Origin of the sequence: Allobosea sp. (genome assembly GCF_051860145.1) — a bacterium.
GTDB lineage: Bacteria > Pseudomonadota > Alphaproteobacteria > Rhizobiales > Beijerinckiaceae > Allobosea.
Map to the genome: position 1 here is coordinate 86,212 of NZ_JBHYEM010000008.1, position 25,234 is coordinate 111,445.

Here is a 25,234-nt window from a genome sequence, read left to right on the forward strand (position 1 = left end):
GGAGGCTCAGAGCAGCGGGTCGAGCACGAAGCTCTTGTTGGGGATCGTGACGGCGCGATTGGTCTTGGGCGGCTTCGCGATCGGCGAGGTCGTGGTCTCGGTCGGCACGCGATTCTTCTCCACCGCGCCGATCTGGTCGTCAGGCAGGTCGATGGCGTTGGTGGCGTTGGGCGGCGCCTCGAGCGGGCCCTTGCGGCCGCAGGCGGACAAAGCGAGGCCGAGCAGGCCGGCGACCAGTACGGCGCGGCCGAGTTTCAGGCGGGAATGCGGCACGAACGGGAATCCTCGGGCGACGGTTGAGCGGCAATGTAGCGAATGGCGGACGGTGTTGCGAGGCCCCAAAGCCGTCATTCTCGGGCGAAGCGCAGCGCAGGCCCGAGAATCTCTTGCAGGATAAGGCGCCATTCTGTCCGGAGATGCCCGGGTCAAGCCCGGGCATGACGCATCCTCAGCGACGCTGCGTCTCCTTCGCGAGCTGCTTCAGCCAGCGCCTGGCCTGGCGCTTCACATTCGCCGGCGCAGTGCCGCCATAGCTGACGCGGCTCTTGACCGATTGCTCGACGCCGAGCACCGCGAAGACAGCATCCGTGATCTTCGGCTCGACCTCCCGCATCTCCGCGAGCGAGAGCTTCTCCAGCCCCACGCCCTTGTCCGAGGCGACGCCGACCAGCCTGGCGGTGATGTGATGGGCGTCGCGGAACGGCAGCTTCAGCATCCTGACCAGCCAGTCGGCGAGATCGGTCGCGGTGGCGTAGCCGAGGCCCGCCGCCTTCTTCATCACCTTCAGGTTGGGCTCCATGTCGCGCACCATGCCGGCCATCGCGGCAAGGCAGAGCGAGAGCGACTGCAGGGCGTCGAACGTGCCTTCCTTGTCCTCCTGCATGTCCTTCGAATAGGTCAGCGGCAGGCCCTTCATCATCGTCAGCAGGGCCTGGAGATGGCCGAAGACGCGCCCCGCCTTGCCGCGCACCAGCTCGGCCGCATCGGGATTGCGCTTCTGCGGCATGATCGAGGAGCCGGTCGAGAACTTGTCGGAAAGCTTGACGAAGCCGAATTGCGGCGTCGCCCAGAGCACGACCTCCTCGGCCAGTCGCGACAGGTGCATCGCGCAGATCGAGGCGGCGGCGAGTGTCTCCAGCACGAAATCGCGATCCGAGACCGAATCGAGCGAATTCGCCGTCGGCCGGGCGAAGCCGAGCGCCTTGGCCGTCATCTCCCGGTCGATCGGGAAGGAGGTGCCGGCGAGAGCGGCCGCGCCGAGCGGGCATTCGTTCAGCCGCTCGCGGGCGTCACGGACGCGGCCGCGGTCGCGCGCCAGCATCTCGACATAGGCGAGGAGGTGATGGCCGAAGGTGACCGGCTGCGCCGATTGCAGATGGGTGAAGCCGGGCATCACCGCGCCGGCATAGGTCTCGGCCTTCTCGGCCAAAGCGAGCTGAAGATCGGCGACCTGCCGGTCGAGCTGGTCGAGCGTGTCGCGCACCCAGAGCTTCATGTCGGTCGCGACCTGGTCGTTGCGCGAGCGCGCCGTATGCAGCCGGCCGGCGGCGAGCCCGATCCGGTCCTTGAGATTGCTCTCGACATTCATGTGGATGTCTTCGAGCGCACGCGAGAACGTGAAGCTGCCGGCCTCGATCTCGGCCTCGATGCCCTTGAGTCCGTCGCGGATCGCGGTCACATCCTCGCCCGTCAGGATCCCGGTCTCGCCCAGCATCGCCGCATGCGCCAGCGAGCCCTGGATATCCTGCCGCCACAGCCGCTGGTCGAAATCGATGGAGGCGTTGATCTCCTCCATGATCGCGTCAGGCCCCGTGGCGAAACGCCCACCCCACATGCGATTGCTCACGACGCTCTTTCCTGCTTCTTGGACGCGCGATGACGTCTCGTTCCAAAAAAATCGCCGCCGCCGGCATCGTCAGCCTGATCGCCATCGGTAGCGTCGCGGCCTTCTACTCCCTCCAGAGCGGAGCCGGCAATTCAAGATCATGCGCCGCGAACGCCGATCTGGTCGACAAGCTGCGGCCGCTGGCCCGCGGCGAGGTCGCGGCGGTGGAGGTCGCGAAGACGCCACGGCCGCTGCCGGACCTCACCTTCAACGGTCCGGACGGCCAGCCGACCACGCTGTCGGCCTTCAAGGGCCGGACCGTGCTGGTTAATCTCTGGGCGACCTGGTGCCTGCCCTGCCTGCACGAGATGCCGGCGCTGGACGCCTTGCAGGGCGCGCTTGGCGGGCCGGATTTCAGCGTCGTCGCCGTCAATATCGACACGCGTGATCTCGACAAGCCGAAGAAATGGCTGGCCAAGCGGGAGATCTCGCGGCTCACCTATTACGCCGACCCGCAGGCCACGGTCTTCCAGGACCTGCGCGCCGCCCGCAAGATCGAGGGCATGCCGGTCAGCGTGCTGGTCGATGCCTCGGGCTGCGAGCTGGCGATGCTGCAGGGCCCGGCCGACTGGGCGAGCCAGGACGCGCTCGCCTTCGTGCGGGCGGCGCTCGGGCGCTGAAAACTTTCATGACGGCGCCGGAACGAACGGCACCGAAATGACCGGCTTCCGCCGCGCCGCGCCCGCTCCGCGCTTGGCGGGCATTCCCTGCCAAGCTGTTCCGCACGCAGTCGAGCGGTCATAATCCGATGCTAGCTGCGGTTGCAAAGGGCGCGCCCCGATCGACCGCCGATTGGCAGAGGATGGACTTGATGAACATCGCCGAAACCCGCTTCGGCCGTCGCGCCCGGCATTGCCTCCTTGCGGTGATCGCGATCCTGTTCGCCGGATGGGGCGCCGGCGAGGGCGCCCTCGCGCAGACGCGGCAGCCCGTCGCCGGCACCAGCGTCTCGCTCGTGCCGCTCAAGGGCTTCTCGGCAGCGAGCGGGTTCGCCGGCCTGCAGAACCGCTCGACCAAGGCGAGCGTCATGATCGTCGAGATGCCCGCCGCCGCGCATCCGCAGCTCGCGGCGCTGTTCGGCAACATGGAAACGGCCAAGGCCGGGTTCGCGAAACAGAACATCGCCGTCTCCGGCATCGACGAGGTCGACACGCCGGCGGGAAAGGCCCCGGTCATCAATGGCCGCCAGGACGCAGGAGGCATGCGCTTCGACAAGTGGATAGCCCTGTTCAAGGGGCCCAAGACCGTGATGGTCACCGTGCAGTCGCCCGAGAAGGCCGCGCTCGACCACCGGCAGGTCCTGGCCATGCTGGCCTCGGTCACGCTCGGCGGCGAGCCTGGTATGGCCGACAAGCTCAAGGCGCTGCCCTTCGCGATCGGCCCGGTCGCGCCGTTCCGCGTCGTCGACACGATCGGCGGCTCCGGCGTGCTGATGACCGTCGGCCCGCTCAATGCCGATCCGTCCGGCTCCCAGCCGCTGCTGATCGCCGTCTACCAGCTCTCCGCCCCGGCCGGCGGGGCCGGCAAGCTCGAAGACATGGCGGAGACGCTCCTTAAGCAGACGCGCGGTTTCGGCTCGGCGACGATCGCGACCCGGGGAAAGCTCCGATTTGCCGGCCGCGACGGCATCATGCTCACCGGCAGCTATCTGGACGAAGGCCGCGGCCCCAAGCGTTTCGCGCAATATATGGCGATCGGCGCGCAGGGCCGTTTCATCCGCCTGATCGCGTCGGCCGACGAAGCGGGCTTCGACGGCCTCGCCCCCGCGATCAAGGCGATCGCCCGCAGCGTCGCCTTTGGCCCCGGTCAATAAGACGCAGCCAGCGGAACGAAAGCGCCCCGCCGCGGGTTTGCCTGATCGGACCTCCTGTTCCATACCCTGAGGGGCATGACCTACACGATCGGCCTCGCCACCACCTTCCACGACCCCGCCATCGCCATTATCGGGCCCGGTGGCGAGGTGCTCTTCGCCGAAGCGACCGAGCGCTACCTGCAATACAAGCGGGCGCCGAATTGCGAGCCCGATTCCGCGCCGCGCATGGAGAGCCTGCTCAGGCGCTATATCCCGGCCGGCGCCGAGGTGAGGCTGGCGACGAGCTGGAGCGGCGAGTTCACCGGCTTCCTCGACCAGATGAGCCGCACCGGCGCCTTCAGTCTCGATGCCCTGCTCAAGCTGTCGCCCGAGCTCAACCGGTCGCTGGTGCCGGAGCGGGCCGAGCGCGCCTTCATCGCCTCGCTGCATCTTGGCCAGCAGCGTGCCGGACTCGGCACCCTGCTCGGGCTCGACCGGGCCTTCGGCGAGGCCGCACGCATCACCGGGCTCGCGCGTTACGGTCACCATCTCAGCCACGCGGCCTATGCCTGCTGGTCCTCGCCCTTCCGCGACGCCGCCTGCCTGGTCGTCGACGGCATGGGCGAGACCGGCGCATCGGCGATCTTCGCCTTGCGGAACGGCGAGATCAGCGAGGTCAGGCGTCACCGCGGCCGCGAATCGATCGGCTTCTATTTCGGCCTCGTCACCGATCTCGCCGGCTTCGACCAGGCCAAGGGCGAGGAATGGAAGATCATGGGGCTCGCCCCCTATGGCCGCCCGGACCCCGAACTGCTGGCGCTGCTGCGCCGGCTCTATCGCATCGACGGGACCAAGCTCACCTTCGCTGACGCCGCCACGGTGCGCGCCGTCAGCGCGGAGATCCTGGCGCGGCGCCCGGCGGACGCGCTCGACCAGGGCTGGGCCGATCTCGCCCGCTGCGGCCAGGACGTCTTCGCAGAGATGATGGAGGCGCTGCTCGCCGAGACGGCCGCGCTCGTCCCCTCGCCGAACCTGGTGCTCGCCGGCGGCTGCGCGCTGAACTCCTCCTTCAACGGGCGGATCGTCGGTCGCCACGGCTTCGAGCAGGTCTTCGTGCCCTCCGCACCGGCCGATGACGGCAACGCGATCGGCGCCGCCTGGCTCGCCCATTCCGCCGCCAACCCGGAATGGCGCGGACAGGGCGGGCCGGCGAGCCCCTATCTCGGCTCGGCCGTCTCGACCGAGCCGCTGGAGCGCATGAGCGCCTGGGAGCCGCGCCTGAAGCGCCTCACGCCGGAAGAGATCACGACGGCGACGGCGCGGCTGCTCGCCGAGGGCAAGCTCGTCGGCTGGGTCCAGGGCCGCGCCGAATTCGGCCCGCGCGCGCTCGGCAACCGCTCGATCCTGGCCGATCCGCGCCCGGCCAACGCCAAGGACCTGCTCAACGCCAAGGTGAAGTATCGCGAGGCCTTCCGCCCCTTCGCGCCCTCGATCCTGGCCGAGCACGGGCCGGACTGGTTCGAGAACTACCAGGACGCGCCCTATATGGAGCGCACCCTGGTCTGGAAGGAGGCGGTGAGATCGCGCGTCCCGGCCGTGGTGCATGAGGACGGCACCGGCCGCCTGCAGAGCGTCACCGCCGAGCGCAACCCGCGCTACCACGCCCTGATCTCGGCCTTCCATCAACTCACCGGCGTGCCGGTGCTCCTTAACACCTCGTTCAACATCATGGGCAAGCCGATCCTGCATACGAGCGAGGATGCCATCCTGATGTTCTATACGAGCGGGCTCGACGCGCTCGTGGTCGAGGACTGGCTCCTGATGAAGTGATCGCGCCGGCTGATCGGATTCATCAGCGAATGGCGCTGGCGGCGCGCGGCCCTTGGCTGCATGCTCCGCCCGATCGACGGGAGTGAGCCATGCTGCAACTGCGCCCGAACTGCGAATGCTGCGACCGCGACCTGCCGCCGGCAGCGCATGACGCGATGATCTGCACCTTCGAATGCACCTTCTGCGCCGATTGCGCGGAGACGAGATTCCACGGCGCCTGCCCGAATTGCGGCGGCGAGCTGGTGCGCCGGCCGGTCAGGCCCGCGAGCAAGCTGGAAAAATACCCGCCCTCGACCGAGCGGGTCCGCAAGCCGCATCCGGACTGTGCGGCGGCCTGAACCGCGCCTGCATGGGACAAGGGGTGATCGATCGGGCGAGGAACGCAGAATGACCTCCGCACCTGTCGTCTATGGCGCATCCTACAGCGTCTATGTGCGCGCCGTCCGGTTGGCGCTCGAGGAAAAAGGCGTCCCCTATCGGCTGGAGCCGATTGATGTCTTTGCCGAAACCGGACCGCCGGCTTCCTTGCTCGAGCGGCAGCCTTTCGGCCGCATACCCGCCTTCGAGCATGATGGCTTCCGGCTCTACGAGGCGGGAGCGATCGAGCGCTACATCGATGAAGCGTTCTCGGGGCCTGCCCTGCAGCCGTCGGCTCCGAGCGACCGCGCCAGGGTCAATCAGCTGATCAGCATCCTCGATTCATACGCCTATCGCACCCTGGTCTGGGACATCTATGTGGAGCGCGTCTCCAGTCCGAAGAAGGGCCGTCTGCCTGACGAGGCGCGCATCCAGGCAGCGCTGCCGCGAGCGCAGCTATGCCTGCGCGCAATCGGCGACGTGATGGACGATGGCCCCTACCTCGCCGGCGCCACCCTCACCCTCGCCGATCTGCATGCCGCGCCGATGTTCGCTTATTTCACGCTGGCGCCGGAAGCCGGCCCGCTGCTCGCCGACCAGCCGGCAATCGAGGCTTGGTGGGCGAGGATGGCCCAAAGGCCCACCATGCATGCGACGGCGCCGGCCGCCTGACGGGCCTGCGGTTCTGGAGCACCCTGTTTCAGGATAAAGCGGTGTCATCCCGGACGCAGCGAAGCGTAGCTCCGGGATCCATCATAGAGCACCGGAGCCTTACGATGGATCCCGGAACTGCGCCGCTGACGCGGCTTGTCCGGGACGACAGAGGTCGTTTCAGTCAGATCACGGCACGCAAGCAGGGCTGCGCGAGAGGCTAGCCTCAGCTCGCCTGCTTCACCGTGATGCCCTTGTCCTCGAAGAGCGCCTGCAGCTCGCCGGCCTGGAACATCTCGCGGGTGATGTCGCAACCGCCGATGAACTCGCCCTTCACATAGAGCTGCGGGATCGTCGGCCAATTCGAATAGGCCTTGATGCCCTCGCGGATCTCCTGGTCTTCCAGGACGTTCACGCCCTTATAGGGCACGCCGAGATAGCCGAGGATCTGGGCGACCTGGCCGGAGAAGCCGCACATCGGGAATTGCGGCGTGCCCTTCATGAAGAGCACGACGTCGCTGGATTTCACTTCGGCGTCGATACGGGCATTGACGTCGGTCATCGTTATTCTCCTGAGGCGGGGTCAAGGCCCGCTGGATGATCTCTTCTAATTCTGGGGAACCGTTGTCGCCAGCGCAAGGGCATGCAGCGCCGCGCCCGTGTTTCCTTGCCCTGCGGCAAGGAAACCTGCCCTCGCCATCCGCAGGGACTGGCGTCAAGGCGCGGTGAAGCCCTCCGGAAAGGCGCGGGAGGTCTCGTTCTCGAACCGAAAGTTGGTCAGCACCCAGCCGGCCTTCGTCATCTTGTAGGTGAACTGGTAGTACATGAACGGAAAGCGGTTATCGTCATATTGCGCATAGATCAGGATCATTCGGACCAGGTTGTTGTAGTTCCGGTCATAGGCGACGCCGGACACGTCCGGCGTCTTCTTGCTGAACGGCCTCAGATTGTTGGACAGCTCGGTGGCCTCGCCCTTCTTCTTGAGAAGCCGCATCACCTCATCGGTGAAGGGCTCGGCGCCGTCGCTTTCGAGGGTCTTCATCAGCGCCTGCGAATTCGCAACCGGATCCTCGACCGGCGGCATGATCTGGGCGACAGCCGAACCCGCAGCCAGCGCAGCGCAGAACGCGAGGCCAGCCGCGGCGCCGCGCCAGGTCACGGATCGCAGCGCGCTCATTCCGGCGCCGCCGTCGTCAGCGCAAGGGCGTGCAGCACGCCGCCCATATTCCCCTGCAGGGCGGCATAGACCATTTGGTGCTGCTGCACCCGCGACTTGCCCTTGAAGGCGGCCGAAGTCACCGTCGCGGCATAATGGTCGCCGTCGCCGGCGAGGTCCTTGATCTCGACCACCGCATCCGGCAGCGCCGCCTTGATCATCGCCTCGATGTCCTGCGCTTCCATCGCCATGCTTAAGTCTCCTCAGGCGCTCTTGGCCGACATATAGGTCGGGAACCAGTCCTCATGCGCCTTGTCCAGCGCGCTCAGCGCGACCGGCGCCTCGCTCGGCAATTCAAGCGCATTGCCGCCCGTCCGCCCGATCGCGGCGGCGGGGACGCCGGCGGCCTTTGCCTCGGCCAGCAGCGCCTCGGCCCTGTCCGAGGGAACGGTCGCCAGATAGCGCGCCTGGTCCTCGCCGAACAGCACGGCATGGGCCGGTCCTTCCGGCAGATGCGTCACGCTCGCGCCGACGCCGCCGGCCAGCGCCATCTCGGCCAGCGCCACGGCAAGCCCGCCATCCGAAAGGTCGTGGCAGGCGCTCAGGCGCCCGGCCGTGATCAGGCCGCGCACGAAATCGCCGTTGCGCTTCTCGACCGCGAGATCGACCGGCGGCGGAGCGCCCTCCTCGCGGCCGCAGATCGTCGCGAGCCAGGCCGACTGGCCGAGCCAGCCTTCCGTTTCGCCGATCAGGATGATGCTCTCGCCCTCGGCCTTGAAGCCGATCGTCGCGTGCTTGGTCACGTCGGCCAGCACGCCGACACCGCCGATCGTCGGGGTCGGCAGGATCGAGACGCCATTGGTCTCGTTGTAGAGCGAGACATTTCCGGAGACGACCGGGAAGTCGAGCGCCTTGCAGGCCTCACCGATGCCCTTGATGCAGCCGACGAGCTGGCCCATCACCTCGGGCCGCTCGGGATTGCCGAAATTGAGGTTGTCGGTGATGGCGAGCGGCGTCGCGCCGACAGCGGTCAGGTTGCGCCAGGCTTCCGCCACCGCCTGCTTGCCGCCCTCGAACGGATCGGCCTCGCAATAGCGCGGCGTCACGTCCGCCGTCATGGCCAGGCCCTTCGGCCCCTCCTCGACCCGCACGATGCCGGCGTCGCCGCCCGGCGTGACCACGGAATTGCCAAGGATCAGCGTGTCGTATTGCTCATAGACCCAACGCTTCGAGCAGAGATCGGGCGAGCCGACGAGCTTCAGCAGCGCATCCGCGTTCGAGAGCGGCGGCTTGACCGAGGCCGCATCGAGAACCTCCGGCCTCAATGTCTCGATCCAGGGCCGGTCATATTCCGGAGCCTCGTCGCCGAGCTCCTTGATCGGCAGGTCGGCCATGGTCTCGCCCTGGTGCTTCACAACGAAGCGGAGCGTGTCGGTCGTATGGCCGACCACGGCGAAGTCCAGACCCCATTTCTTGAAGATCGCCTCTGCCGGCTCCTCATGCCCGGGCTTGATCACCATGAGCATGCGCTCCTGGCTCTCCGAGAGCATCATCTCATAGGCGCTCATCTGATCTTCGCGGCAGGGCACCTTGTCGAGGTCGAGCTCGACGCCGAGATCGCCCTTGGCGCCCATCTCGACGGCCGAGCAGGTCAGGCCGGCCGCGCCCATGTCCTGGATCGCGTCGACATGACCAGCCGCCATGATCTCGAGGCAGGCCTCCAGCAGCAGCTTCTCGGCGAAGGGGTCGCCGACCTGCACCGTCGGGCGCCGCTCCTCACCGCCCTCGCCGAAGGCGGCCGACGCCATGGTCGCGCCATGGATGCCGTCGCGGCCGGTCTTGGAGCCGAGATAGACGATCGCCTTACCGACGCCGGACGCCTTGGCGTAGAAGATCTCGTCCGCCTTCGCGAGGCCGACCGCCATGGCGTTGACCAGGATGTTGCCGTCATAGCGCGAATGGAAACCGACCGCGCCGCCGACCGTGGGCACGCCGAAGGAATTGCCGTAGCCGCCGATGCCGGCGACCACGCCCGAGACGAGATGGCGCGTCTTGGGATGCGACGGGTCGCCGAAGCGCAGCGCGTTCAAGGCAGCGATCGGCCGCGCGCCCATGGTGAAGACGTCACGCAGGATGCCGCCGACGCCCGTCGTCGCGCCCTGATAGGGCTCGATGAAGGACGGGTGGTTGTGGCTCTCCATCTTGAAGACCACGGCGAGCCCGTCGCCGATATCGATGACGCCGGCATTCTCGCCCGGTCCCTGGATCACCCAGGGCGCCTTGGTCGGCAGCGTCTTCAGGTGGATCTTCGAGGACTTGTAGGAGCAGTGCTCGTTCCACATCGCCGAGACGATGCCGAGCTCGGTGATCGTCGGCTCACGCCCGATCAGGTGCAGGAAACGCTGGTACTCGTCCGGCTTGAGGCCGTGCTCGGCCACGAGCTGCGGAGTGATCTTGATCTCGTTGGGAATCACGGCTCGCCTGTTCCTGACGCGGCATCGATGGGGAATTCGTTGCTGCGGGGCATAGCCCGATCCCGCGAGCGAGACAACGCGGTTGGCGCATGCAGTTGAGCGGCGGCAGCGCAATGTGTATACTATGCACAATCCTTACACATCGAGGCTGCCATGCGCACCAATATCGAGCTCGATGACGAGTTACTCGCCGAGGCGATGGAAGCAACGGGCTTGCCGACCAAGCGCGCGACTGTCGAAGAGGCGCTGCGCAAGCTCGTCCAGGAGCATCGGCAGCGGCGGGCGCTGGAAGACCTGCGCGGACTTGGCTGGGAAGGCGACCTCGACGCGATGCGGCTTGGCGAGCCCGATCATCGGCAGAAATGATCGTCGTCGATACGTCGGTCTGGATTGCTCTGCTGCGCGACCGGGAAACACGGCAGGTCGAACGACTGCTCTCGATCCGCGATCGTTCACAGATCCTGCTCGCGGATTTGGTCTTGCTCGAACTGCTGCAAGGTAGCCGCGACGATCGTCATGCGGCCCGGATCGAGCGCGATCTCAGCGTCTTCCAGCAAGGCGCGATCTCCAGCCTGGAGCTCGCACCAGTTGCTGCCGGCCATTATCGACGGCTACGCGAGCGTGGCATCACAATCCGCAAGACGATCGACCTGATCATCGCGACCTACTGCATCGCGCACGGACACCACCTCCTGCATCAGGATCGAGATTTCGATCCCTTCACCGAGCATTGCGGGTTGCTGTTGGCCTGAGCCTCAGACCGCGATTCCCGCCATCGCCGCTCGCAGGCCGCCCGGAATCGGCACCGGCTTCTGCGCGGCGCGCTCGACATAGACATGGGTAAAGCGCCCTTGCGCCGCAGCCTGCTCCGCGCCTTCGCGGAAGATGCCGATCCGATAGGTCACGGAGCTGCGGCCGAGCCTCTCGACAACGATGCCGACCTCCACCGTCTCGGGAAAGGCGACGCTCTCGAAATAGGTGCAGGCGGTCTCGACCACGAGCCCGACGATCGCGCTGCCGGCGATGTCGAGATGGCCCTGCTCGACCAGCCAGGCATTCACCGCCGTGTCGAACCAGGAATAATAGACGACATTGTTGACATGGCCGAAGACGTCATTGTCCATCCAGCGCGTCGGAATCGCGCGAAACAGCCTGAAATCCTCACGGCCGAGCCGCGCCGCACGTTCGCTCATCGGATGGCCCCGCTCCTCATTCGCCCGCCTTCTCGCCGGCCTTGATCTCGGGCACGCCGAGCGCGTCGGCCAGCCTCGTCTTGGCCGAGCCCGGCCGCAGCGGCTTCTGCTGGCTCTCATGTGGCGCCCAGCCCGAGAGCCAGACGATCTCGAAACTGGCGCGCAGCCGCCCGTCCGCGTCAGTGAAGCGCTCGGCATAAAGCGCGGCTGCGCGCAGCAGCGTGTCGCGCCGGAGCCCGGCCTTGCGGCGATCGGTCAGGGCATTGGTCCAGCCCAGGGCGCGCAGGTCGCGGAGCAGGCCGAACAGGTCGCGATAGCGCACGGTGACGAGCTCGCTGTCGACGACGGGCAAGGCAAAACCGGCGCGCTGCAAGAGGCTGCCCATGTCGCGCAAGTCGGCGAAGGGCGCGACGCGCGGGCTGACGCCGCCCGTCGTCTCCGCTTCGGCCGCGAGCAGCGCCTCGCGCAGCTCCTGCAAGGTCCGGCCGCCGAGCAGGCAGCCGATGAACAGCCCGTCCGGCCGCAAGGCGCGCCTGATCTGGATCAGCGCGCCCGGCAGGTCATTGACGCCGTGCAACGCCAGCAGCGAGGCGGCGAGATCGACCGAGCCCGGCGCCAGCGGCAGGCGTTCGAGATCGCCGACGAGATCGGCCGCTGTGCCCGGCGTCTCGGCCATGCGCCAGAGCGCCTCGGCCTTGCCGCGCAGCACGGCGGCGGCGCTCGGCAGCGGCGTGCCGAGATCGGCCGCGAGCCCGAAGCGCCTGAGCACGGCGCCAAGGCGCTCCTCGAGGTCCTCGGTCGCGCGGGCGAGCAGGAAATCGGGATAGCCGGCCGCGACAGCGCGCGTCAGGCGGCGGCGAATGAGATCGCGGTCGAAGACGAGGGGGCTGTCCGTCACGCTCGCGCTCCCCGCGCTAACCTGCCTTCACTCCATGCCTTCCAGCTCGATGATCAGCCCCTCGATCATGGTCAGGCCGATCTGCCAGAAGGCGGGATCGCGCGCGTCGAGGCCGAAGGGCTTCAGCAGCTCGGAATGATGCTTGGTGCCGCCGGCCGAGAGCAGCGCGAAATAGCGCTCCTGAAAGCCCCCGGCCGAGTTCTGGTAGACGCCGTAGAGCGAGTTCACCAGGCAATCGCCGAAGGCATAGGCATAGACATAGAAGGGCGAGTGGATGAAGTGCGGGATATAGGACCAGAAGGTCTCGTAGCCCGGCCCGAGCGTGATCGCCGGCCCGAGGCTCTCCGCCTGCACGCTCATCCACAGCGCGCAGAGATCGTCGGCCGTCAGCTCGCCCGCCTTGCGCGCCTCGTGCACCTTGCGCTCGAAGGAATAGAACGCGATCTGGCGCACGACCGTGTTGATCATGTCCTCGACCTTGGCCGCCAGCATCGCCTTGCGCTGCTTCGGATCGCTGGTTCCGTCGAGCAGCTTGCGGAAGGTCAGCATCTCGCCGAAGACGCTCGCGGTCTCGGCCAAGGTCAGCGGCGTCGGCGCCATCAGCGCGCCGTTGGGGGCCGCCAGCACCTGGTGCACGCCATGGCCGAGTTCATGGGCGAGTGTCATCACGTCGCGCGGCTTGCCCTGGTAGTTCAGCAGAACATAGGGGTGCACCGACGGCACGGTCGGATGTGCGAAGGCGCCCGGCGCCTTGCCGGGGCGAACCGGCGCGTCGATCCAGCCCTCGTCGAAGAAGCGCCGCGCGATGCCGGCCATTTGCGGCGAGAAGGCGCCATAGGCGTCGAGCACCGTGTCGCGCGCCTCGGTCCAGGGGATGCTGCGCTGCTCAACCTTGGGCAAGGGCGCATTGCGGTCCCAGTAATCCAGCGCCTCGCGCCCGAACCAGCGCGCCTTCAGCTTGTAATAGCGGTGCGACAGCCGCGGATAGGCCTCGCGCACGGCTGCGACCAGCGCGTCGACCACCTCGCGCTCGACCCGGTTCGCGAGATGGCGCGAATCCGCGACATCCTCGAACTTGCGCCAGCGATCGGAGATCTCCTTGTCCTTGGCCAGCGTGTTAGTGATCAGCGAGAAGGTGCGCTGCTGGCCGCGCAGCACCTCGCCGAGCGCTTCGGCCGCGGCCTTGCGCACAGTGCCGTCGGCATCCTGCAGCTTGTTGAGGGTGAGCTCGAGCGTCAGCTCCTCGCCGTTCACCGTGAAGCGCAGCGCCGCGATGGTCTCGTCGAAGAGCCGGTTCCAGGCGCCGCGACCGGTCACCGACTTCTCGTGGAACAGCTCTTCGATCCTATCCTCGAGCTGGTGCGGCTTGTCCTTGGCGAGATCCTCCAGCCAGGGCTGCCAATGGCTCAGCGGCGGCAGCGCCGAGACCTTCGCCAGCAACGCCTCGTCGATGCGGTTGAGCTCGAGCCCGAAGAAGAGCAGCTCGGTCGAGGCCGTCGTCATCCGGTCCTGGGTATCGCCATAGAACTTGGCGCGCTGCGGATCGGTGGTGTCGCCGGAATAGACCAGGCCGGCATAGGACATGATCTTGCCGAGCAGGTCCTCCAGCCGCTCATAGGCCTGGACCGCCTCGGCCAGCACCGTGCTGGCATCCTCGCGCGCAGCGAGCACCCCGAGCTTGCCGCGATAGAGCGCCGCAAAACGCTGCGATTCGCTCAGCGCGCGCTCAAGGTCGGCCGCGAACTCGGGCGAGTCCATCGATGGATAGAGATGGCCGAGGTTCCATTCCGGCAGGGTGCCGAGCGCCCTGGCAGCCTTGGCTGCGTTCTCGGTGGCGCTGCGGGCGGCGCTGGCGACAGCGCTCCTGGCGAAGCCGGCGGTCGTCCCGTCGAAAGCGATCGTCATGTCCCAGGCACCTCGTTCGACACATCCTCTCCCCCATATGCGCGGACAAGGCCGCGCGATCAACGCCGGTGCCCGAGCGTGCTGCGAAAGAGAGCGCTGAGAAAGCAGAACGGCATCATTGATTGCAGCCCCATCATTCGTCACGCTGCGAGCGAGCATCGTGAAGAGATCGAGGCAAAGGCCTGTCGGGAAATGCCCGCATGTATCCTATAGTTGACAATCTTCTTGACCGCCCTTTTTTGTGAATTATAATTCACATGATCAGCGTCCGCCAAACGGTCGAGTTCCGCGACTGGCTCACCAAGCTGGGCGATGGATCGGCAGTCCGGCGCGTCTTGCAGCGGATCGCCCGGATCGAGATCGGCAATTTCGGTGACGCCAAGTTCTTCGACGGCATCGGCGAGCTGCGGATCGACGCTGGCCCGGGCTATCGGGTCTATTTCGTCAAGCGCGGGGCGGCGGTGGTCATCCTGCTCTGCGGTGGCGACAAGAGCACCCAGCGCCGGGATATCAGGCGGGCCGTCGACATGGCCAAGGAGGTCTGAAATGGCGATCGAAACGACGCCCTTTGACGTGGCGGACTATCTCACCAGCGAAGAAGCCCAGGTCGAGTTCCTTGCCGACGCGTTCCAGGAAGGCGATCCCGCCTATATCGCCCATGCCATCGGCATCGTCGCCCGCGCTCGCGGCATGAGCCAGGTTGCGCGAAATTCCGGCGTGACGCGCGAGGCTCTCTACAAGGCGCTGAGTCCGACCGGCGACCCGCGCCTCTCGACGCTGCTTGGCGTGATGAAGGCGCTCGGCATGAAGCTCACCGTGGCGGCGTGACCGGTCGAGGCCGCGGCGAGAGACGCCGCGCTTAAGAGCGGCTTAACCGTTCTGGCCAAAGATGCCCCGAAACGGAACATCCGATTCCGTTCGACTGGCTTTGAGGCTTCATGACCGCCACCGTCCTCGTCGTCGATGACGATCCCGTCCAGCGCCGTCTCCTCGACGCCATGCTCAAGCGCTCCGGCTACGACGTCGTCCTCGCCGAGGCCGGCGACGAGGCGCTGCGGCTGCTCACCAGCTCCGAGAGCGCCATCGACGTCGTGGTGCTCGATCTCGTCATGCCCGAGCTCGACGGCATGGCCGTCCTCGCCCGCCTGCGCGAACGCGGCGTCGAGACGCCGGTGATCGTACAGACCGCGCATGGCTCGATCGAGACCGTGGTCACGGCGATGCGCGCCGGCGCCGTCGATTTCGTGGTCAAGCCGGTCGGCGCCGAGCGCCTGCAGGTCTCGATCAAGAACGCGCTGAAGCTCGGCGCCCTCGAACATGAGCTGCGCCATATCAAGCGCCGCGCCTCGGGCCAGCTCGGCTTCCGCGACCTCGCCAGCAAGAGCCCCGACATGGGCCGCGTCATCAGGCTTGCCGAACGCGCCGCCAAATCCAACATCCCGATCCTGGTCGAAGGCGAATCCGGCGTCGGCAAGGAGGTTCTGGCCCGCGCCATCCAGGGCACCAGCGACCGCAAGGGTAAGCCCTTCGTCACGGTGAATTGCGGCGCGATCCCGCACAACCTCGTCGAATCGATCCTGTTCGGCCACGAGAAGGGCGCCTTCACCGGCGCGACCGAGCGCCATATCGGCAAGTTCGTCGAGGCCAATGGCGGCACGCTGTTCCTCGACGAGGTCGGCGAATTGCCGCTCGACGCCCAGGTCAAGCTGCTGCGCGCCATCCAGGAGGGCGAGGTCGATCCCGTCGGCGGCAAGAAGTCGGTGCGTGTCGACATCCGCATCATCTCGGCGACGAACAAGAGCCTGCTCGAGCAAGTCAAGCGCGGCGAGTTCCGCGAGGACCTGTATTACCGACTCAATGTCTTCCCGATCACCCTTCCTCCGCTGCGCCAGCGCCACGAGGACATTCCCGACCTCGCGCGCGGCTTCCTCGCCCGCTTCGCGGCGGAGGAAGGCAAGAAGCTGCGCGGCATCTCGGCCGAGGCGCTGAGCCTGGTCACCGGCTATGACTGGCCGGGCAATGTCCGCCAGCTCGAGAACGCGATGTTCCGCGCGGTCGTGCTCGCCGATGGCGACGAGCTCACCGTCGCCGAATTCCCGCAGATCGCGGCGCAAATGGACGGCTACGACATCCGGATCCCGCCCGCGCCGGCCGCGACGCCGCGAACCGAATCGCGCGACGAGCCGCCGCGCATCATTCAGGTGCCGGTGCGCGATCCCAACGCGCTGGAGCTGGTCGCCGGCTCCGACATCCGCAAGCTCGACGAGCTCGAGCGCGAGATCATCAAATTCGCCCTGGCGCATTACCGCGGACACATGTCCGAGGTCTCGCGCAAGCTCGGCATCGGCCGCTCGACCCTCTATCGAAAGCTCAAGGATTACGGGCTGATCGAGGGCGAGGAGACATCCGAGGATTCCGACGCGGCTTAGTGTTGGAAACCGAAAGATCGCGGCTGTTGCACCCCCGCATCTTGTCGAAACAGGCCGAGTCACGCAGGTATTGCGCAGACCGGTGAAGGAACGAGGAACTGGACCATGCATCGTCGCCATTGGGCGGGCTCGGCCTCTGCATCGGTCCTCATCCTGTTTCTCGGCGCCGCGACGGCCCTGGCCCAGTCCGGCGATGCCCGTGATCCGGCACTGGGAATTCCGCTGCCCGAGCAGCCGCCGCTGCTGATCCTCAACACCGACAAGCCGGCGGCAAACATCCAGCCTCCCGCCCTCCCCGAGGTCGTCGTCTCGGTCGAGGCCGCGCCGAAGCCTACTGCCGGCGACGCCGGCATGGTGACCGGCACGGTCGCGCCATCGGCCCAGCCTTCGGGCGGGCCTGCACCGCTCGAGGCCCCGAGCGCGACGGTGAGCACCCCCGGCATCGACGATGACGACCCGATTGTGCTCGACATTCCCTCGGTCGAGATGCCGCCCGCCGATCCGGCGCTGGTTCCCGCGCCGAAGCATGAACCGCTCCGCTCCGCCTTGCCCGCCGAGCCGCTGATCCCGCCGCCGGAGCTGCCGCCGGTCGTGGTCGAGCTGCCGGCCGGCCCCACGCTCGCGGCCGAGATCCTCGAGCGCGCACCCGAAGCGCTCGCCCTGCCGCGGCTGTCCGAGCGCGAGCGCAACGAGATCCTCGCCGCCTACCAGGCCTTCGAGAACCGCCCCTTCTGGATCGACGGCAAGGGCTGGAGCGCGGCCGCCAAGCTCCTGGTCGCCCAGCTCGGCCGCGCCGGCGATGATGGCCTGCGGCCGACCGACTACCCGCTGCCGGTCTTCGAGGCGAGCGACAAGGGCAGCCTCGCCGAGGCCGATGTCCGGCTCTCGGCGCTCGCCGTGCTCTATGCCCGCGACGCACGCGGCGCCCGCATCGACCCGCGCCGGCTCTCGAAGCTGATCACGCCGACGCTCTATCTGCCGTCTGCGACCGAGGTCCTCTCCGAACTCGCTGCCGTCCCCGATCCCGGCGCCGCGCTCGCCGCCTACAACCCGCCGCATGAGGGCTATCAGCGGCTCAAGGCCAAGCTCGCGGAGATGCGCCAGCACCAGGACGACACGCCGCTGGTGCGCATCCCCGCCGGCCCGCCGCTCAAGCTCGGCATGCGCGACGATCGTGTGCACCTGATCCGCGCCCGCCTCGGCCTCGGCCCCTCGGAGGAAGCGGTCTTCGACCGCTCGACCGCGACCGCCGTCGCCGAGTTCCAGAAACAGGCCGGCCTACGCGCCAACGGCATCCTCAGCGCCCGCACGCTGGCCGCGCTCGGCACGCCCGTCACCGCCCGTGCCGAGCAGGACGTCATCGCGCAGATGGAGCGCTGGCGCTGGCTGCCGCCCGATCTCGGCAAGACCCACATCATCGTCAACGTGCCGGAATACCAGATGCGCGTCGTGCGTGACGGCAAGGTCGTGCACCATGCGCGCGTCATCGTCGGCAAGCCCGACTCGGCGACCCCGATCTTCTCGCACAAGATGGACCACGTCGTCGTCAACCCGTCCTGGTTCGTGCCGCCCTCGATCCTGAAGAAGGAATTCCTGCCCGGCCTCGCCGCCGATCCGAACTACGCCGCCAAGCGCGGCTATGTCGTGACCCGCGGCCGTAATGGCGCGATCTCGGTGCGCCAGCCGCCCGGCGAGCGCAACGCGCTGGGCTGGATCAAGTTCATGTTCCCGAACGACCATGCCGTCTATCTGCACGACACGCCGAACCGCCGGCTCTTCGCCACCGAGCGCCGCGCCTACAGCCATGGCTGCGTCCGCGTCGACAACCCCTTCCTCCTCGCCGACCAGGTGCTCGGGCCGGAATGGTCGACGGAACGCCTGAAGCGCCTGATCGGCTCCGGCGAGCGCATGATCAAGCTGCCGGAACCGCTGCCGATCCATCTGGTCTACAACACCCATGTCGTTGGCGCCGATGGCAAGCTGACGACCTTCGCCGACCTCTACGGCTTCCACCGGCTGGTGCGAGAGGCGCTCGAGCGTCGCAGTTGAGCCGGCGCGCTTGCTCTTGCGGGCACGGTTTTGCCATGATCCACAGGTAGCGAGCCGAAGCGGAGAAAATCATGGCGTGCAGATGGCCGGGTTGTTAACCTGCCGTTAACGCTTCTCCGCAACTGTTCGTTCACGTTTGCCGCGCCGCTTTGCCGGCACATCGAGACGGGTCAAGCAGCTTGGGCAGGTCCACCGCCACCACGTCGAGACGGCTTCTGCCCCGTTTGACGCCAGGACTCCGGAACGGCCTGACGCTGACCGTGGCGCTCGCCGCGCTGATCGGCGGCGTGCGCGGCACGCAGAACGCCGTCGCCAATGGTGACACGCGGACGATCTCGATCCGCCACATGCACACCAAGGAAGAGCTCACCGTCACCTTCAAGCGTGACGGGCGCTATGTCGCCGACGCGCTGGAGAAGCTGAACTGGGCGCTGCGCGACTGGCGCCTCGACGAGCCGATCAAGATGGATCCCCGCCTCTTCGACGTCGCCTGGGAGGTCCAGCGCGCCGTCGGCTCGGAGCAGCCCTTCCACGTCGTCTCGGCCTATCGCTCGCCCGGCACCAACTCGATGCTGCGCCGGCGCTCGCGCGGCGTCGCCAAGCACAGCCAGCACACGCTCGGCAAGGCGATGGACTTCTATTTGCCCGATACGCCGACGGCCAAGATCCGGGCGGCCGGCATGCGGTTGCAGCGCGGCGGCGTCGGCTTCTATCCCGGCGCGCATACGCCCTTCATCCATCTCGATGCCGGCTCGGTCCGCTCCTGGCCGCGCATGACCCGCGACCAGCTCGTGCGGCTCTTCCCCGACGAGAAGACCGTGCATCTGCCGGCCGACGGCCATCCGCTCTCCGGCTACGAGCTCGCCAAGGCCGACATCATGGCGCGCGGCGGCGCGGTCGCCGGCTATGCCGCGGCCGATCTCGACGAGGGCGCCGTGATCTCCTCCGGCCGCAAGAGCCTCTGGGCCTCGCTGTTCGGCGGCGATGACGAGGAAGCTGATGCCCGTCCGACCCGCGGCCGCGCCTCGGCGCCGAAGCCGCAGCCGAGGACGATGACCTACGCGACCGCCGCCAATTACACCGACAACAACGCCGAGGATGGCGGCTCCCGCTTCGGCGCCCCGTTGGTCGCGCAGCCAGCGCCTTCGCCCGAACCGACGACGCGCCGCACCACGCGCGAGCGCTCTGAGCGGCTGGCCCCGAGCACCATCGAGCCGCAGCCGGCGCAGGTCGCCGCGCTGGCCCCTGCCGCCGCCCCGCAGGACAACAAGCCGAAACTGATCGACGCGCCGGTGCCGATCGCCCGCCCGGGCGGGCTCACCGCGCCGCAGCCGCCCGCGGGCGCGCAGGAGGCGGTCCAGGTCGCGGCCCTCTCGCAGCAACAGGGCGGCGCCCTCGCCTTCGCGCCGCAACTCGCGCCCGGCAACCGCCCCGGCGCGGATCAGAAGCTGATGCTCGCCTCGCTGCCGCCACGGCGGCCGGGCGAGATGACGGCGCTGGTCGAGTCCGTGGTCGCCGGCAAGCCGATGGCGGCGCCAATGCCGCCGTCCCGGCCGGCAGCCTTCGCCAATCTCGCGACGGCGCAACTGCGCGGCAGCGAAGCCGAGGCCGACTCCCCGCCGCTGTCCGAAGGCAAGCTCGTCACGGTCAGCCATCCGCTGCCCCCGGGCCGCCCGCAGATCGGCATGGTCGCCGCCGTCGCCCAGAACGAGCGGACGAGCCGCGTCGCGCGCACGCCATTCGTCGCGCAATACGACGCCGACCGCTCGGGACTGGACTCGCTCTTCGCCACCGTCGCGAGGCCGACGCCGGAGGGCCGCTCGGTCACCGTCGCCACGGCGCGCACCAAGGCCGCCGCGCCGCCGCCCGGCGGCTGGGTCCAGGGACCGGCACCGGCCGCCTCGCTCGGCTTCAGCCATGCCGATCCGAGCGACGCCAAGACCGGCAGCTTCAGCGGCCCGGCAGTGCGGCCGCTGCCGACGAATTTCGTGCAGAACTGATATCTGAGCCCTCATCCTGAGGAGCGCCGCAGGCGCGTCTCGAAGGATGATTCAGTGCGCTCTGAAAGCACCCTTCGAGACGCCGCTACGCGGCTCCTCAGGGTGAGGGCTGAGAGCCTGTTGACTTCACTCCCGGTCGATCGGCCAGGCCTTGAACATCTCGAGCTGCTCGCAGGCCTGCGCCTGGGCGGCGAGCGCCGGCCAGCGGCTCTCCTCGACGAATTCCGGGATGACGAAGCGGCAGAAGCCCCAGGCGATCGCCGCAGCGATATCGCCGGGGCGCAGCTCGGGGTCGGAGCCGAGCTCGCCGCGCGCGGCGGCCTGGTCGAGCAGGTCGAGCGCCGTATGCAATTGCGTCACGATCCGCTCCTGCCAGGGTGCATAGCGCTGCGCCTCCGGGCGCTTGCGCTCATATTCGACCGAGACCGCCTTGTCGGCGGCGACGATGCCGATGCTGGTCAGGGAAAGGTCGCGGCTGCGCGCCACCTTCTCCGCCGGCCTGAGGCTGCGCTCGGCGACATCCTCGAAATGCTGGATGATCAACAGCGATTCGCTGATCACCGTGCCGTCGTCGCAAACCAGGGACGGCGCCTTGATCAGCGGATTGATCGCCCGGAACGCATCCATGTGGCGAAAGACCGAGACCGAGCGATGCTCGAATGCGAGCCCGAGCAAGCTCCCCGTGATCGCGGCGCGGCGCACATAGGGACTGTCCAGCATTCCGACGAGCAGCATCGCGACCTCCGTTTCCGACCATGCGCAAACTGGCCGGCCACCTCGGAAAAGCCACGCGAATTCGCGTGATGTCGCGGATCACGCCGATTGATGTTCGGCGGCCTCCGCATCGAAATCCGCCGGTTCTTCCTGCGCGCGGGAGTATCCGAGCGCAATGCCGCGCTCCCGCGCCGCCATCTGGCAGGGATCCCAGGACGGCGTGCCGCCGAAATGCTCGGCCAGGAGATCGATCAGGATGCGGACCTTGCCCGGCACATAGGCCCCCGGCGGGCGCACGACATAGAGCCCGTGCTCCGGCATCGGATATTCCCACAGGATATGTTCGAGCGCGCCGCTGCGGATCGCGTCCGAGGCGATGAAGGTCGGCAGGACGGCAAGGCCGAGCCCGGCGCTCGCCCATTGCATCAGCGTCTCGCCGCTGTCGGAGCGCAGGCGCCCCGGCGGCCTGACCGAAAGCCAACGCTTGCCGACCCGGAAGGTCCAGTCCGGCGTCGTCGTGCCGGTATAGAGCAGGCCATCATGGCCGACGAGCTCGGCCGGAGAGCCGGGACGCCCCCTTCGCGCGAAATAATCCGGGCTGCCGACGACGCCCGCCAGGATCGGCGCGATCCGGCGCGCGATGAGACTCGAATCCTTGAGCGTGCCGATCCGGATCGCCGCGTCGAAGCGCTCGGCGATCAGATCGACATGACGGTCGCTGGCCTCGACATCGAGCTCCAGCCGCGGATGGCGCCGCGCCAGCTCGCCCAGGACCGGCGCGACATGCCGGCTGCCGAAGCTCAGCGGCATCGATAGGCGCAGGCGGCCGGTGACGCCTCCGGCCTGCTGCGCCACGGATTCACGCGCCTCGACCAGATCGGCCATGATACGCTCGCCGCGCGCCTTGAACTCGACGCCGGCCTCGGTCGGGCTGACGCCGCGCGTGGTGCGGCTGAGCAGGCGTGTCCCCAGATCAGCCTCCAGCCGCGCGATCCGGCGGCTGACGATCGATTTCGACAGGCCCAGGCTTTTCCCGGCCCGCCCGAATCCGCCGGTCTCGACGACGGCAATGAGGCTGCGGATATCGTCGAGCTCGGACATGGCAGCGTTCCTTCCTGAGCAACAGATTGGTGCCCAATATGGGCATTCTGATGCGGCAAGTGAACCGCTACCTCTCCCTCATCGAAATCCCGCTCTCGCAGGAAGGGCGCCCAAAGGGGCGCTCCGAGAAAAACCACCCCGTTTCATCGGCCTGCCGGCGTGACACGCGTTCACAGATGAGGAAGCCATGCTCGACAAGCTCAAGAAGCGCCGTACGCAATATGCGCTTGGCAAGAATCTGCCGATCCCGGAAGCGCAGCTGGATACCATGATCAGAGAGGCGATCCGTCTGTCGCCGTCCAGCTTCAACTCGCAAAGCTCCCGCGCCGTCATTCTGTTCGGCAAGGAGAGCGACAAGTTCTGGAGCATCGCCAGAGAAGCGCTTCGCGCGATCGTGCCGGCCGCTGACTTTGCCGCGACAGCCAAGAAGATCGACAGCTTCGCGAGCGGCGCCGGGACGGTGCTGTTCTACGAGGATCAGGAACCGGTCAAGGCTCTCCAGGCCAACTTCCCGCTCTACGCGCACAACTTCCCGATCTGGTCCGAACATTCGACGGGCATGGCGCAGTTGGCGGTGTGGACCTCGCTTGCTGATGTCGGTATCGGCGCGAGCCTGCAGCACTACCATCCGCTCGTCGACGCGGAAGTCTCCAAGGCGTGGAACATTCCTGCATCCTGGAAGCTGACCGCGCAGATGCCTTTCGGCTCCAATGAAGCGGCCTTCCCGGAGAAGACCTTCATCGACGACGAGCTGCGTTTCCGCACCATCGTTGATGGCAGCGCGGCATCAAGCAACGCCGCCTAGGCCGAGCTCTAGCTCCTCGCCTGAGCAACATCCTGAATATCAAAACGCCGCCCGGGGCATCCCGGGCGGCGTTTTCATGTTCTCGAGCTGAGCCTCAGGCCGTCTCGCCGACGGCCTGCAGATAGAGGTCGAGGATCGCCTCCTCTTCCTTGCGCTCGTTCAGATCGCGCTTGCGGATGGCGATGACCTTGCGCAGCACCTTGACGTCGTAGCCATTGCCCTTGGCCTCGGCATAGACCTCCTTGATGTCGTCGGCGATCGTCTTCTTCTCTTCCTCGAGCCGCTCGATGCGCTCAACGATGCTCTTGAGCTGATCGCCCTGAACCGGATCGTCCATTCCAAAACCCTTCTTCCTGAATTTGGCCGCAGGGGTTCGCCCAGATCGGGGTCCGGCGTCAAGCGCGAAGCGGCCCAGCCTGGGGATTGCCTGGCATGTGCGACGTATCGGACACCAATCCGGCCTCGACCGTCAGCCCGACGGCCGCGAGGGCTTGCCCGCCCCAAGCGCTGCGACGCAGGGGGAAACGATGCGCGCCAGGCGCAGGCCCCAGTCCCGGGCGGTCTGCGGCGTCGCGATCAGGTCCTGCCGGACCTCGATCAGCGCGTCGGGCAGGCCGCGGCGCGTCGCATGGCGGTCGATCGTGTCGCCCGGCAGGCCGCCGCTATAGGGCTCGTTGTCGCCGACGACGAGATCGTGCTCAGCCTGGAAGGCGGCGATCAGCGACTTCGCCAGGTCGCCCGCCTTGTCCCAGAGCACGCCGACATGCCAGGGCCGCGCCGCCGCCTTCCAGAACGGCGTGAAGGAATGGACGGAGACGATCGCCGGCGGGAACCCTGCCGCCAGCGCCCGCTCGATCGCCGTATCGATCGCCGCGTCATAGGGCGCGTAGTAGCGCGCGACGCGCGCGGCGATGCCGGCCTCATTGATCCGCGCATTGCCGGGAATGATCGCCCCGTCCGAGAGCCGCATCACCAAAGTCGGGTCGTCGAGCCCGCGATTGGGATCGATCAGCAGCCGCGAGAACGTGGTCAGCACGGCCGGCGCGCCGGTTGCCCGCGCCATGGCGCGCACCGCCTCGGCCGCGCCGATATCATAGGCGATATGGCGCTCGAGCTCGCCCAGTGGCAGGCCGAGCGCGGCGAACTCGGCCGGGATCGCGTTCGAGGCATGGTCGCAGAGCAGCAGCATCCCCGTCGCGGGATCGCCGGGGATGATTTCGACCTCGCCGGGAGCAAGCATTGCCACAGGCCCGGCCGGAAGCAGATCGGACCGCATCGGCGCTCCAAAAAGTATGATTAAATCGGCAAAAGCCTGATGACGTTCGCCAGCGAGCGACATAGAAGAGCAGGCGACGAAAGTCGATCAAATCGAAGTGACGCATATCGACATGGCGACGGGCGGAAGGCGGCGGATTGCAGCAGGTGACAGAGCATTCGGCACAGGCCCTGCGCATCGCCAGGACGATCTTCGACGCCGCCGTCGCCCGCGCCCAGCCGGCCGGCTGCCTGCCGGCACATCTGCCTGAACCGCCCCGCGACGGCCGCCTGATCATGCTCGCCGCGGGCAAGGCCGCTGGCAGCATGACGGCACTCGCGGAAGCCCATTATCTCGATGCCGGCCTGGAGCCGGACCGGCTCGTCGGCCATGCCGTCGCCCGCCATGGCTACGAGACGAGGACGCGCCATGTCCCGATGGTCGCGGCCGGCCATCCGGTGCCCGACCAGGGCAGCCTCGACAGCGCCGAGCGCGCGCTTGCGCTGGCGGGTTCGGCGACGGAGGACGATCTCGTCCTCGTACTCCTCTCCGGCGGCGGCTCGGCCAACTGGGTCGCGCCGGCGGGCGATCTGACGCTCGCCGAGAAGCAGGCGGTCAACAAGGCGCTGCTGCGCTCGGGCGCGCCGATCGGCGAGATGAACATCGTCCGCAAACGGCTCTCGCGGATCAAGGGCGGCCGACTGGCGCTCGCCGCCGCGCCGGCCCGGCTGCTGACGCTC

General features: G+C 67.7%; 27 protein-coding genes. 14 read left to right on the forward strand and 13 right to left on the reverse strand.

Annotated elements, in window-relative coordinates:
• Window positions 1-6: 6 nt before the first annotated feature.
• Together lptM and argH are read right to left on the reverse strand one after the other, a co-directional pair.
• The gene (gene lptM, locus ACTIF2_RS15340; RefSeq protein WP_439497955.1) at window positions 7-273 is read right to left on the reverse strand and encodes an LPS translocon maturation chaperone LptM; all 267 of its coding nucleotides are present in this window, start codon (window positions 271-273) and stop codon (window positions 7-9) included.
• A 175-nt stretch (window positions 274-448) separates the two neighbouring features.
• Entirely contained in the window at window positions 449-1,846 is a 1,398-nt protein-coding gene (argH, locus tag ACTIF2_RS15345) for an argininosuccinate lyase (RefSeq protein WP_439497956.1), read from the reverse strand.
• A gap of 29 nt (window positions 1,847-1,875) precedes the next feature.
• Between argH and tlpA the strand changes: the two genes are divergently transcribed.
• The 5 genes from tlpA to ACTIF2_RS15370 all read left to right on the forward strand — a co-directional run bounded on the left by tlpA (window position 1,876) and on the right by ACTIF2_RS15370 (window position 6,536).
• On the forward strand, window positions 1,876-2,505 hold the full coding sequence (gene tlpA / locus ACTIF2_RS15350; protein WP_439497957.1) for a thiol:disulfide interchange protein TlpA: 630 nt from the start codon (window positions 1,876-1,878) through the stop codon (window positions 2,503-2,505).
• Window positions 2,506-2,696: 191 nt separating this feature from the next.
• Entirely contained in the window at window positions 2,697-3,698 is a 1,002-nt protein-coding gene (locus ACTIF2_RS15355; protein ID WP_439497958.1) for a hypothetical protein, read from the forward strand.
• 75 nt (window positions 3,699-3,773) lie between these two features.
• Window positions 3,774-5,507 (forward strand): carbamoyltransferase family protein, encoded by a 1,734-nt coding sequence (locus ACTIF2_RS15360; protein ID WP_439497959.1) that lies wholly within the window; start codon window positions 3,774-3,776, stop codon window positions 5,505-5,507.
• A gap of 89 nt (window positions 5,508-5,596) precedes the next feature.
• Window positions 5,597-5,845 carry a DUF1272 domain-containing protein gene (locus ACTIF2_RS15365; RefSeq protein WP_439497960.1) on the forward strand — a complete coding sequence of 83 codons (249 nt, stop codon included), beginning with the start codon at window positions 5,597-5,599 and terminating at the stop codon, window positions 5,843-5,845.
• Between the two features lie 49 nt (window positions 5,846-5,894).
• On the forward strand, window positions 5,895-6,536 hold the full coding sequence (locus ACTIF2_RS15370; protein ID WP_439497961.1) for a glutathione S-transferase family protein: 642 nt from the start codon (window positions 5,895-5,897) through the stop codon (window positions 6,534-6,536).
• Between the two features lie 205 nt (window positions 6,537-6,741).
• Here ACTIF2_RS15370 and grxD read toward each other — a convergent pair whose 3' ends face one another.
• From grxD to purL, 4 genes are all read right to left on the reverse strand, one after another.
• Complete coding sequence (grxD, locus tag ACTIF2_RS15375) at window positions 6,742-7,077, reverse strand: Grx4 family monothiol glutaredoxin (protein ID WP_439497962.1); 336 nt, start codon at window positions 7,075-7,077, stop codon at window positions 6,742-6,744.
• Window positions 7,078-7,230: 153 nt separating this feature from the next.
• Window positions 7,231-7,692 (reverse strand): hypothetical protein, encoded by a 462-nt coding sequence (locus ACTIF2_RS15380; protein ID WP_439497963.1) that lies wholly within the window; start codon window positions 7,690-7,692, stop codon window positions 7,231-7,233.
• Window positions 7,689-7,922: a BolA family protein gene (locus ACTIF2_RS15385; protein ID WP_439497964.1), complete on the reverse strand. Its 234-nt coding sequence runs from the start codon at window positions 7,920-7,922 to the stop codon at window positions 7,689-7,691. Before ACTIF2_RS15385 ends, ACTIF2_RS15380 begins: the two co-directional genes overlap by 4 nt.
• A gap of 12 nt (window positions 7,923-7,934) precedes the next feature.
• Complete coding sequence (purL, locus tag ACTIF2_RS15390) at window positions 7,935-10,145, reverse strand: phosphoribosylformylglycinamidine synthase subunit PurL (RefSeq protein WP_439497965.1); 2,211 nt, start codon at window positions 10,143-10,145, stop codon at window positions 7,935-7,937.
• Between the two features lie 153 nt (window positions 10,146-10,298).
• On the opposite strand from purL, the gene ACTIF2_RS15395 reads away from it, so the two are divergent.
• Both ACTIF2_RS15395 and vapC read left to right on the forward strand, forming a co-directional pair.
• Window positions 10,299-10,511, forward strand: a complete 213-nt coding sequence (locus tag ACTIF2_RS15395) for a type II toxin-antitoxin system VapB family antitoxin (RefSeq protein WP_439497966.1) — start codon at window positions 10,299-10,301, stop codon at window positions 10,509-10,511.
• Entirely contained in the window at window positions 10,508-10,897 is a 390-nt protein-coding gene (gene vapC / locus ACTIF2_RS15400) for a type II toxin-antitoxin system VapC family toxin (RefSeq protein WP_439497967.1), read from the forward strand. The genes ACTIF2_RS15395 and vapC overlap by 4 nt, the downstream gene beginning before the upstream one ends.
• Window positions 10,898-10,900: 3 nt before the next feature.
• Here vapC and ACTIF2_RS15405 read toward each other — a convergent pair whose 3' ends face one another.
• The 3 genes from ACTIF2_RS15405 to ACTIF2_RS15415 are packed head-to-tail and all read right to left on the reverse strand — an operon-like array spanning window position 10,901 to window position 14,141.
• Window positions 10,901-11,338, reverse strand: a complete 438-nt coding sequence (locus ACTIF2_RS15405) for an acyl-CoA thioesterase (RefSeq protein ID WP_439497968.1) — start codon at window positions 11,336-11,338, stop codon at window positions 10,901-10,903.
• Window positions 11,339-11,354: 16 nt separating this feature from the next.
• Window positions 11,355-12,236: a methyltransferase domain-containing protein gene (locus ACTIF2_RS15410; RefSeq protein WP_439497969.1), complete on the reverse strand. Its 882-nt coding sequence runs from the start codon at window positions 12,234-12,236 to the stop codon at window positions 11,355-11,357.
• A 27-nt stretch (window positions 12,237-12,263) separates the two neighbouring features.
• On the reverse strand, window positions 12,264-14,141 hold the full coding sequence (locus tag ACTIF2_RS15415) for a M3 family oligoendopeptidase (protein ID WP_439497970.1): 1,878 nt from the start codon (window positions 14,139-14,141) through the stop codon (window positions 12,264-12,266).
• 257 nt (window positions 14,142-14,398) lie between these two features.
• Between ACTIF2_RS15415 and ACTIF2_RS15420 the strand changes: the two genes are divergently transcribed.
• The 5 genes from ACTIF2_RS15420 to ACTIF2_RS15440 all read left to right on the forward strand — a co-directional run bounded on the left by ACTIF2_RS15420 (window position 14,399) and on the right by ACTIF2_RS15440 (window position 20,619).
• On the forward strand, window positions 14,399-14,686 hold the full coding sequence (locus ACTIF2_RS15420; RefSeq protein WP_439497971.1) for a type II toxin-antitoxin system RelE/ParE family toxin: 288 nt from the start codon (window positions 14,399-14,401) through the stop codon (window positions 14,684-14,686).
• 1 nt (window position 14,687) lies between these two features.
• The gene (locus ACTIF2_RS15425; RefSeq protein ID WP_439497972.1) at window positions 14,688-14,969 is read left to right on the forward strand and encodes an addiction module antidote protein; all 282 of its coding nucleotides are present in this window, start codon (window positions 14,688-14,690) and stop codon (window positions 14,967-14,969) included.
• Between the two features lie 110 nt (window positions 14,970-15,079).
• Window positions 15,080-16,570, forward strand: coding sequence for a sigma-54-dependent transcriptional regulator (locus ACTIF2_RS15430; RefSeq protein ID WP_439497973.1), 1,491 nt, complete (start codon window positions 15,080-15,082; stop codon window positions 16,568-16,570).
• 105 nt (window positions 16,571-16,675) lie between these two features.
• Window positions 16,676-18,619: a L,D-transpeptidase family protein gene (locus tag ACTIF2_RS15435; RefSeq protein ID WP_439497974.1), complete on the forward strand. Its 1,944-nt coding sequence runs from the start codon at window positions 16,676-16,678 to the stop codon at window positions 18,617-18,619.
• Between the two features lie 224 nt (window positions 18,620-18,843).
• Window positions 18,844-20,619: a peptidoglycan L,D-endopeptidase MepK gene (locus tag ACTIF2_RS15440; RefSeq protein WP_439497975.1), complete on the forward strand. Its 1,776-nt coding sequence runs from the start codon at window positions 18,844-18,846 to the stop codon at window positions 20,617-20,619.
• A 126-nt stretch (window positions 20,620-20,745) separates the two neighbouring features.
• On the opposite strand, the gene ACTIF2_RS15445 is transcribed toward ACTIF2_RS15440, so the two are convergent.
• Both ACTIF2_RS15445 and ACTIF2_RS15450 read right to left on the reverse strand, forming a co-directional pair.
• A complete protein-coding gene (locus ACTIF2_RS15445) occupies window positions 20,746-21,354 on the reverse strand; it encodes a glutathione S-transferase family protein (protein ID WP_439497976.1) in 609 nt (202 codons plus the stop codon).
• 78 nt (window positions 21,355-21,432) lie between these two features.
• Window positions 21,433-22,434, reverse strand: coding sequence for a LysR family transcriptional regulator (locus ACTIF2_RS15450; RefSeq protein WP_439497977.1), 1,002 nt, complete (start codon window positions 22,432-22,434; stop codon window positions 21,433-21,435).
• Between the two features lie 187 nt (window positions 22,435-22,621).
• Between ACTIF2_RS15450 and ACTIF2_RS15455 the strand changes: the two genes are divergently transcribed.
• A complete protein-coding gene (locus ACTIF2_RS15455) occupies window positions 22,622-23,239 on the forward strand; it encodes a nitroreductase family protein (RefSeq protein ID WP_439497978.1) in 618 nt (205 codons plus the stop codon).
• Window positions 23,240-23,333: 94 nt separating this feature from the next.
• On the opposite strand, the gene ACTIF2_RS15460 is transcribed toward ACTIF2_RS15455, so the two are convergent.
• Window positions 23,334-23,576 (reverse strand): DUF2312 domain-containing protein, encoded by a 243-nt coding sequence (locus ACTIF2_RS15460; RefSeq protein ID WP_439497979.1) that lies wholly within the window; start codon window positions 23,574-23,576, stop codon window positions 23,334-23,336.
• A gap of 132 nt (window positions 23,577-23,708) precedes the next feature.
• Window positions 23,709-24,515, reverse strand: coding sequence for an N-formylglutamate amidohydrolase (locus tag ACTIF2_RS15465; RefSeq protein ID WP_439497980.1), 807 nt, complete (start codon window positions 24,513-24,515; stop codon window positions 23,709-23,711).
• A 146-nt stretch (window positions 24,516-24,661) separates the two neighbouring features.
• Here ACTIF2_RS15465 and ACTIF2_RS15470 point away from each other — a divergent pair.
• Window positions 24,662-25,234, forward strand: a 573-nt coding sequence (locus ACTIF2_RS15470) for a DUF4147 domain-containing protein (protein ID WP_439497981.1), incomplete at its 3' end; no start/stop codon positions are given.

Excerpts from the sequence above, each read along its gene's own strand:
- ACTIF2_RS15465 (WP_439497980.1), bottom strand. The coding sequence starts at position 24,515 with ATGCGGTCCGATCTGCTTCCGGCCGGGCCTGTGGCAATGCTTGCTCCC.
- grxD (WP_439497962.1), bottom strand. The coding sequence starts at position 7,077 with ATGACCGACGTCAATGCCCGTATCGACGCCGAAGTGAAATCCAGCGAC.
- ACTIF2_RS15430 (WP_439497973.1), top strand. The coding sequence starts at position 15,080 with ATGACCGCCACCGTCCTCGTCGTCGATGACGATCCCGTCCAGCGCCGT.
- ACTIF2_RS15365 (WP_439497960.1), top strand. The coding sequence starts at position 5,597 with ATGCTGCAACTGCGCCCGAACTGCGAATGCTGCGACCGCGACCTGCCG.
- ACTIF2_RS15420 (WP_439497971.1), top strand. The coding sequence starts at position 14,399 with ATGATCAGCGTCCGCCAAACGGTCGAGTTCCGCGACTGGCTCACCAAG.
- ACTIF2_RS15460 (WP_439497979.1), bottom strand. The coding sequence starts at position 23,576 with ATGGACGATCCGGTTCAGGGCGATCAGCTCAAGAGCATCGTTGAGCGC.
- ACTIF2_RS15380 (WP_439497963.1), bottom strand. The coding sequence starts at position 7,692 with ATGAGCGCGCTGCGATCCGTGACCTGGCGCGGCGCCGCGGCTGGCCTC.
- ACTIF2_RS15425 (WP_439497972.1), top strand. The coding sequence starts at position 14,688 with ATGGCGATCGAAACGACGCCCTTTGACGTGGCGGACTATCTCACCAGC.
- ACTIF2_RS15415 (WP_439497970.1), bottom strand. The coding sequence starts at position 14,141 with ATGACGATCGCTTTCGACGGGACGACCGCCGGCTTCGCCAGGAGCGCT.
- ACTIF2_RS15435 (WP_439497974.1), top strand. The coding sequence starts at position 16,676 with ATGCATCGTCGCCATTGGGCGGGCTCGGCCTCTGCATCGGTCCTCATC.
- tlpA (WP_439497957.1), top strand. The coding sequence starts at position 1,876 with ATGACGTCTCGTTCCAAAAAAATCGCCGCCGCCGGCATCGTCAGCCTG.
- ACTIF2_RS15360 (WP_439497959.1), top strand. The coding sequence starts at position 3,774 with ATGACCTACACGATCGGCCTCGCCACCACCTTCCACGACCCCGCCATC.
- ACTIF2_RS15370 (WP_439497961.1), top strand. The coding sequence starts at position 5,895 with ATGACCTCCGCACCTGTCGTCTATGGCGCATCCTACAGCGTCTATGTG.
- ACTIF2_RS15355 (WP_439497958.1), top strand. The coding sequence starts at position 2,697 with ATGAACATCGCCGAAACCCGCTTCGGCCGTCGCGCCCGGCATTGCCTC.
- ACTIF2_RS15395 (WP_439497966.1), top strand. The coding sequence starts at position 10,299 with ATGCGCACCAATATCGAGCTCGATGACGAGTTACTCGCCGAGGCGATG.
- ACTIF2_RS15445 (WP_439497976.1), bottom strand. The coding sequence starts at position 21,354 with ATGCTGCTCGTCGGAATGCTGGACAGTCCCTATGTGCGCCGCGCCGCG.
- ACTIF2_RS15450 (WP_439497977.1), bottom strand. The coding sequence starts at position 22,434 with ATGTCCGAGCTCGACGATATCCGCAGCCTCATTGCCGTCGTCGAGACC.
- ACTIF2_RS15455 (WP_439497978.1), top strand. The coding sequence starts at position 22,622 with ATGCTCGACAAGCTCAAGAAGCGCCGTACGCAATATGCGCTTGGCAAG.
- ACTIF2_RS15405 (WP_439497968.1), bottom strand. The coding sequence starts at position 11,338 with ATGAGCGAACGTGCGGCGCGGCTCGGCCGTGAGGATTTCAGGCTGTTT.
- vapC (WP_439497967.1), top strand. The coding sequence starts at position 10,508 with ATGATCGTCGTCGATACGTCGGTCTGGATTGCTCTGCTGCGCGACCGG.
- ACTIF2_RS15385 (WP_439497964.1), bottom strand. The coding sequence starts at position 7,922 with ATGGCGATGGAAGCGCAGGACATCGAGGCGATGATCAAGGCGGCGCTG.